7 protein-coding genes are annotated in these 6,416 nt (G+C 70.2%); 6 read left to right on the top strand and 1 reads right to left on the bottom strand.

Going from position 1 to position 6,416, the window contains the following annotated elements:
* Positions 1–483 (top strand): NAD(P)-dependent oxidoreductase (locus ACLN58_RS16090; protein WP_415856263.1); only part of this gene is annotated, 483 nt, incomplete at its 5' end.
* Here the strand turns inward: ACLN58_RS16090 and ACLN58_RS16085 are convergent.
* Entirely contained in the window at positions 458–1,420 is a 963-nt protein-coding gene (locus tag ACLN58_RS16085) for a LacI family DNA-binding transcriptional regulator (protein ID WP_415856262.1), read from the bottom strand. The genes ACLN58_RS16090 and ACLN58_RS16085 overlap by 26 nt on opposite strands.
* A 182-nt stretch (positions 1,421–1,602) precedes the next feature.
* Here ACLN58_RS16085 and ACLN58_RS16080 point away from each other — a divergent pair, with 182 nt between their 5' ends.
* The 5 genes from ACLN58_RS16080 to ACLN58_RS16060 all read left to right on the top strand — a co-directional run.
* The gene (locus tag ACLN58_RS16080; protein ID WP_415856261.1) at positions 1,603–3,069 is read left to right on the top strand and encodes a sugar porter family MFS transporter; all 1,467 of its coding nucleotides are present in this window, start codon (positions 1,603–1,605) and stop codon (positions 3,067–3,069) included.
* A 167-nt stretch (positions 3,070–3,236) separates the two neighbouring features.
* Entirely contained in the window at positions 3,237–3,641 is a 405-nt protein-coding gene (locus ACLN58_RS16075; RefSeq protein ID WP_415856260.1) for a tautomerase family protein, read from the top strand.
* 143 nt (positions 3,642–3,784) lie between these two features.
* Positions 3,785–4,774, top strand: coding sequence for a 5-dehydro-2-deoxygluconokinase (iolC, locus tag ACLN58_RS16070; RefSeq protein WP_415856259.1), 990 nt, complete (start codon positions 3,785–3,787; stop codon positions 4,772–4,774).
* Positions 4,771–5,742 carry a deoxyribose-phosphate aldolase gene (locus tag ACLN58_RS16065; protein ID WP_415856258.1) on the top strand — a complete coding sequence of 324 codons (972 nt, stop codon included), beginning with the start codon at positions 4,771–4,773 and terminating at the stop codon, positions 5,740–5,742. The genes iolC and ACLN58_RS16065 overlap by 4 nt, the downstream gene beginning before the upstream one ends.
* Before the next feature lie 14 nt (positions 5,743–5,756).
* Positions 5,757–6,416: thiamine pyrophosphate-binding protein (locus ACLN58_RS16060; RefSeq protein ID WP_415856264.1), on the top strand; the 660-nt coding region annotated here is incomplete at its 3' end.

Here is a 6,416-nt window from a genome sequence, read left to right as displayed (position 1 = left end):
GACCGCCCCGTGGGGGACGCCGAGCTCGGCGAGTTCGCGGGCAGGGTGCGGAAGGTCGAGTGGGGCGAGCTCGTTGCGGCGAGCGACTTCCTCTCGCTGCACGTTCCGCTGGCCGAGGAGACGCATCACCTCGTGGACGCCCGGGTCCTGGCCCGCATGAAGCCCTCCGCGATCCTCATCAACACGGCTCGTGGCCCGGTGGTCGACGAGGCAGCGCTCGTCGAGGCGCTGCGCGCCGGCACGATCGCGGCCGCGGGCCTGGACGTCTTCGAGGACGAGCCGCTCCTGGCCCCTGGCCTCGCGGAGCTGCCCAACACCGTGCTCCTGCCCCACATCGGCAGCGCCACGGTGTCGGTGCGCGCCGAGATGTCCCGCCTGAGCGCCCTCAATGCGATCGCGATGGCCGCGGGACAGACCCCCGAGCACGCCGTGAACCCGCAGGCTTGGCCGGAGCCCCTCAGCGGGGCGCGGTCGAGCTCCTGACGATGAGACGGGACTCGAGTCGCCGGTCCACCACCGGGGCCCCCGGATCGGCGAGCCGCTCGAGGGCCGCGGTGCCGGCCGTCCGCCCGAGTTCGAGCGCGCGCAGGTCCACCGAGGTGAGGTCGATGCCGTGGAGCCGCGAGATCCGAGAGTTGTCGTAGCCCACGAGCGAGAGGTCGCCCGGAACGGCCAGCCCGCGCTTCCACGCCGCCTCGCGGATGCCGAGGGCGAGCTCGTCGTTGTGGGCGAACACGGCGGTGGGGCGGTTCGGGCCCCTCAGCAGCGACGCGGCGGCCTTCTCCGCCGCCGCCTGCGTGTAGTCGTCCGCGAAGATGACCCGCGGCGCGAGGCCGGCGTGGCGCATCGTGGCCTCGTACGCGCGCCACCGCACCTCGTGGCTTTCGTTCCTCGGGCCCGTCACGTGGGCGATCCGCGTGTGCCCGAGCGCCAGGAGGTGCTCGGTCGCGGCCCTCGCCCCGCCCCCATCGTCCGAGTACACGCTGTCGACGCCGTCCACGCGCCGCGCGACGCTCACGAGCGCCACGCTCCGGGCGAGCTCTTGGATCTCCGGATCCGTGTCGACGAGCGTCGCGGCGATGATGATCCCCACGCGCGCCTCGATGAGCGAGCCGACCGAGCTTTCGTCCACGCCGCTCGTCGAGTGGGACACGCTCAGGATGAGCCGGTTCCGGCCCTGACCGAGGGCCTCGCGCACCCCGCTGAAGATGTCGACGTACACCTCGTTGCGGAGGTCCAGGAGGTAGAGTCCGACGGCGGAGGGGCGCTTGCTCGCGAGATCGGCGGCGACCGCATTGGGCCGGTAGCCCAGACGCTTCGCTGCTTCGAGGATGGCCTGCTTCGTCTCCTCGCTCACCCCGGGGGTGCCCCGGAACGCGAACGAGACGAGGGTCCGGGACACGCCGACTGCGCGTGCCACGTCCTCCTGCGTGACGGGTCGGGGCCGTCCGGTCGCGGCGGGGCGATTCACCCCAACATCGTCGCACGGGCGGATCCCAGGAAATTTTGTCCGTTTGACCTTACATTTGAATCTTTCGCGCGTTAGTCTGGTCTGAGACGCGGGTCACTAAGGGGCCCGCCAGCACGACAAAGGAGTCCTGAATGGCCACCGCATCTGCGCACAGCGGAACGTCGAGTTCGTCACCGCTCCCGCCCCTCACCAGCGGCCCCCACCGCCAGCGGCTCGGCCTCGTCGCCCTCGTCGCGACGTTCGGCGGCCTCCTCTTCGGCTACGACACGGGCGTGATCAACGGCGCGCTGAGCCCGATGTCCACGGAGCTCGGGCTGACCCCGATCACCGAGGGCGTTGTCACCGCCTCCCTCGTCTTCGCGGCCGCGATCGGCGCGATCTTCGGCGGCCGCCTCTCAGACGCCTGGGGCCGCCGCAAGACGATCATCCTGCTCGCCGTCCTGTTCTTCGCGGGCACGGTCGCCGTCGTGGCGACGCCGAACTTCGAGGTCCTCGTCTTCGGCCGCATCCTCCTCGGCCTCGCCGTCGGCGGCGCCTCGACCGTCGTGCCCGTCTTCCTCGCGGAGCTCGCGCCCTACGAGATCCGCGGCTCGATCGCCGGCCGGAACGAACTCGCGATCGTGGTCGGCCAGCTCGCCGCGTTCGTGGTCAATGCCATCATCGGCAACGTCTTCGGCAACGTCGGCGGCGTCTGGCGCATCATGTTCGCGATCTGTGCGCTGCCCGCCCTCGCCCTGTTCTTCGGCATGCTGCGCATGCCCGAGTCGCCGCGCTGGCTCGTCGAGAAGGGCCGCCGCCAGGAGGCCCTCGCGGTCCTGCAGACCGTGCGCTCAAGCGACCGGGCGGCCGCCGAGCTCGCCGACGTCGAGCAGATCGCCCAGGAGGAGCGGGAGAGCCACCAGATCGGCTGGCGCGCCATCTTCTCGAACAAGAATCTCTTCCGGATCCTGCTCGTGGCGATCGGCCTCGGCGTAGCCCAGCAGCTCACCGGCATCAACTCGATCATGTACTACGGCCAGACCGTGCTCACGGAGTCGGGCTTCAGCAAGGACGGCGCCCTCATCGCCAACATTGCCCCGGGCGTGATCGCCGTGATCGGCGGCATCATCGCGCTGCGGATGATGGACCGCCTCGACCGTCGCAAGACCTTCATCACCGGCCTCTCGCTCACGACGACCTGCCACGTGCTCATCGGCATCGCCTCGATGGCCCTGCCGGTGGGCAACCCGGCCCGTCCCTTCGTGATCCTGTTCCTCGTCGTCGCGTTCGTCGGCTCGATGCAGACGTTCCTGAACGTCGCCGTCTGGGTCTACCTCTCGGAGATCTTCCCGCTGCACATGCGCGGCTTCGGCATCGGCGTGGCCGTGTTCGCCCTGTGGGTGGTCAACGGCTTCCTCTCGCTGTACTTCCCGTCGATGGTGGCTGCCATGGGCATCACCGGGACGTTCTTCCTGTTCGCGGTGGTCGGAGCCCTGGCCCTGATCTTCGTGACCACCCAAGTGCCGGAGAGCCGTGGCCGCACGCTCGAGGCGCTCGAGGAGGACGTCACGACCGGCGCGATCTACCTCGTCCACAAGAAGCAGGCTGTTTCTTCCTAGGCGGAAGCACCCCGGCCTTCCCAAGGAAGGCAGTAGCACGGGCGACGTCGGCACGCGAGGCGTGTGCCGCCGTCGCCCGTCGTCTTTGTTAGGACAAAGTATTGCATCACCCCTCTTGGGGCGATATTGTTAAGTTGTCAGGACAAAGTCAATCGAAGGAGCTCCCGATGCCCCTGGTCCGCATCGATGTCAACGCCGGCCGCACCTCGGATGAGATCACGCGCCTGAGCCGCGCGATCCACGACGCGATCCTCGCCGAGTACCGAATCCCCGAGCGCGACTACTTTCACGTCGTCACGGAGCATGCCCAGGGTCAGGTCGTGGCCCAGGATGCGGGTCTCGGCTTCGAGCGCACGGGTGGCGTGGTCATGATCCAGATCTTCACGCAGGGCGGGCGCACGCAAGAGGCCAAGGAGGCGCTCTTCGCGGCGATTGCGGCAAACCTCGCGGACGCGGGCGTGCCCGGCGAGGATGTGTTCATCGGCTACGTCGAGAACGGCGCGGGGGACTGGTCCTTCGGCTTCGGGCGGGCGCAGTATGTCACGGGAGAGCTCGCCGTTCCGGCCCGTTAGGGCCCTCGTCGCACGCGCCTGGCATGTCAGCACAAACCTTTGACAGGACATTAATTCTGTAGCAGAGTTGATCTGTGGCCGCCGCCACAGGCAGCGCAGCCGGCCCGGGATCCCGGGACATCAGTACGAAAGGCACAGCGATCGTGACCTACGACGTTCTCACGATGGGGCGCATCAGCGTCGACATCTACCCCAACGACATCGGCGTCGGCCTCGCGGACGTCACGAGCTTCGGCAAGTACTTGGGCGGCTCGCCGTCCAACGTGGCGGTGGCGGCATCGCGGCACGGGCGCCGCACCGCCGTCGTCACGCGGACGGGCGACGACCCGTTCGGCGAGTACCTCCACCGGGAGCTGGCCAAGTTCGGCGTCGACGATCGCTTCGTGACTCCGGTCGCGGGCCTCCAGACGCCGGCGACGTTCTGCGCGATCATGCCCGCCACGCACGAGTTCCCGCTGTACTTCTACGGCCGCTTCCCGACGGCGCCGGACCTGCAGATCAAGGCGGAGGAGCTCGATACCGAGGCCATCCGCACGGCTCGGATCTTCTGGTCGACCGTGACGGGCCTGTGCCAGGAGCCGAGCCGCTCTGCCCACATTGCGGCGCACGAGGCGCGCCCTCGCGCAGGCCTCGCGGAGGGCCAGTTCACGGTCCTGGACCTCGACTACCGGCCGATGTTCTGGGATTCCGAGGAGTCCGCGCGCGAGCAGGTCGCGAAGGTCCTGCCGCACGTGACGGTCGCGATCGGCAACGAGGAGGAGTGCGCGGTCGCGGTCGGGCACGGCACCCCGGACGAGCAGGCGGACCGTCTCCTGGCCGCAGGCGTCGAGATCGCCGTGGTCAAGCTCGGCCCCGAGGGCGTGATGGCGAAGACGCGCACGGAGCGCGTGGTCTCGGCCCCGGTCCCGGTCGAGACGCTCAACGGACTCGGCGCGGGGGACTCGTTCGGCGGCGCGTTCTGCCACGGCCTGCTCTCGGGCTGGCCGCTCGCCCAGGTCCTGGACTACGCGAACGCCTCGGGCGCGATCGTCGCCTCCCGCCTTTCGTGCGCGGACGCGATGCCGACGCCGGCCGAGGTCACCTCGCTCCTCGCGGAGCGCGGCCGCCTCGTCCCCGAGGCGGTGGCCCAGTGAGCACAGCAACGACGTCGTCCCTTCCCAAGGGAGCGGTCGACGACGACCCCCGCCGCTACGAGCACCTCACCAAGATCCGGCTCGAGGATCCCGAGGCCATCGCCCGGGCGGCCCGGGAGCGGAAGCCGCACCCCGGCGTCGTCCTCGGCAAGCAGAACTTCATCGTCGCCGCCGACCACCCGGCCCGCGGCGCCCTCGCCGCGCAGGGCCGCGCGGACGCGATGGCCGACCGGCGCGAGCTCCTGGACCGGATCCAGATCGCGCTGGCCAACCCGGCCGTGGACGGGGTCCTCGCGAGCCCTGACATCATGGACGATCTGCTGCTGCTCGGAGCGCTCGACGGCAAGCTCCTGTTCGGCTCGATGAACCGCGGCGGCCTCGCCGGGTTCGTCAACGAGTTCGACGACCGCTTCACGGGCCACACCGCCGCCGCCCTCGAAGCGATCGGCGCGACCGGCGGGAAGATGCTCACGCGCATCTGCCTCGGCGACCCGGCGACGGCCCCGTTCCTCGAGGCCACCGCGCGGGCCATTGACTCCCTTGCCGAGCGGAAGCTCGTGGCTATGGTCGAGCCGTTCCTGTCCTCGTGGGTGGACGGCAAGGTCAAGAACGATCTGTCCGCGGACGCGGTCATCAAGTCGGTCGCGATCGCCTCGGGGCTGGGCTCGACGAGCGCGTACACGTGGATGAAGCTGCCGGTGGTGTCCGACATGGAGCGCGTCATGGCCTCGACGACCATGCCGACCGTGCTCCTGGGCGGCGATCCGACCGGGCATCAGGACGAGGTGTTCGCCTCGTGGGGCGCGGCGCTCGCGCTCCCGGGCGTCCAGGGCCTCACCGTGGGCCGGACCCTGCTGTACCCGGCGGACGGGGACGTCGCCGGAGCCGTCGCCGCGGCGGCATCGCTTCTGCACACCGACGAAATCCCCGCCGGGGCGGGAGCGCACCTCAAGGAGGCCGCACAGTGAGCACTACCCGCAGGATGACCGTCGCCCAGGCGCTCGTGGAGTTCCTGGGCCGGCAGTACACAGTCGATACGGTGGGCGGCTCTGGTTCTGGCGGAGCCTACCGGGAGCGGCTCATCCCGGGCATGTTCGGGATCTTCGGCCACGGCAACGTCGCGGGCGTGGGCCAGGCCCTCAAGCAGTGGCAGGTCGCAGACCCCTCGCTCATGCCGTACTACCAGGGCCGCAACGAGCAGGCCCAGGTGCACCAGGCCGTGGGCTACGCACGGCACACGCGCCGCCGCCAGACGTTCGCGATCTCGACCTCGATCGGCCCCGGCTCGTCGAACCTGCTCACGGGCGCGGCCCTCGCGACCGCGAACCGGCTCCCGGCGCTCCTGCTGCCCTCGGACACGTTCGCGACGCGCGCCGCCGATCCCGTGCTGCAGCAGCTCGAGCAGCCGCACGGCTACGACATCACGGTCAACGACGCCTTCCGGCCGCTGTCGAAGTACTTCGACCGCGTGAACCGCCCCGAGCAGCTCTTCTCCGCGCTCCTGCACGGCCTGCGGGTGCTCACGGACCCGGCCGAGACCGGGGCCGTGACCATCGCGCTGCCGCAGGACGTCCAGGCCGAGGTCTTCGACGTGCCGGTGGAGTTCCTCGCCGAGCGCGAGTGGCGCATCCGCCGCCCGGAG

The sequence above is a fragment of the Sinomonas sp. G460-2 genome (assembly GCF_047759905.1).
Lineage (GTDB): Bacteria > Actinomycetota > Actinomycetes > Actinomycetales > Micrococcaceae > Sinomonas.
Note: the sequence above shows the minus strand (reverse complement) of the source record. Positions and strands in the feature narration are given on the sequence as shown.

Bases quoted from the DNA above. Each gene is read 5' to 3' on its own strand.
- ACLN58_RS16075 (WP_415856260.1), top strand. From the start codon at position 3,237: ATGCCCCTGGTCCGCATCGATGTCAACGCCGGCCGCACCTCGGATGAG.
- ACLN58_RS16080 (WP_415856261.1), top strand. From the start codon at position 1,603: ATGGCCACCGCATCTGCGCACAGCGGAACGTCGAGTTCGTCACCGCTC.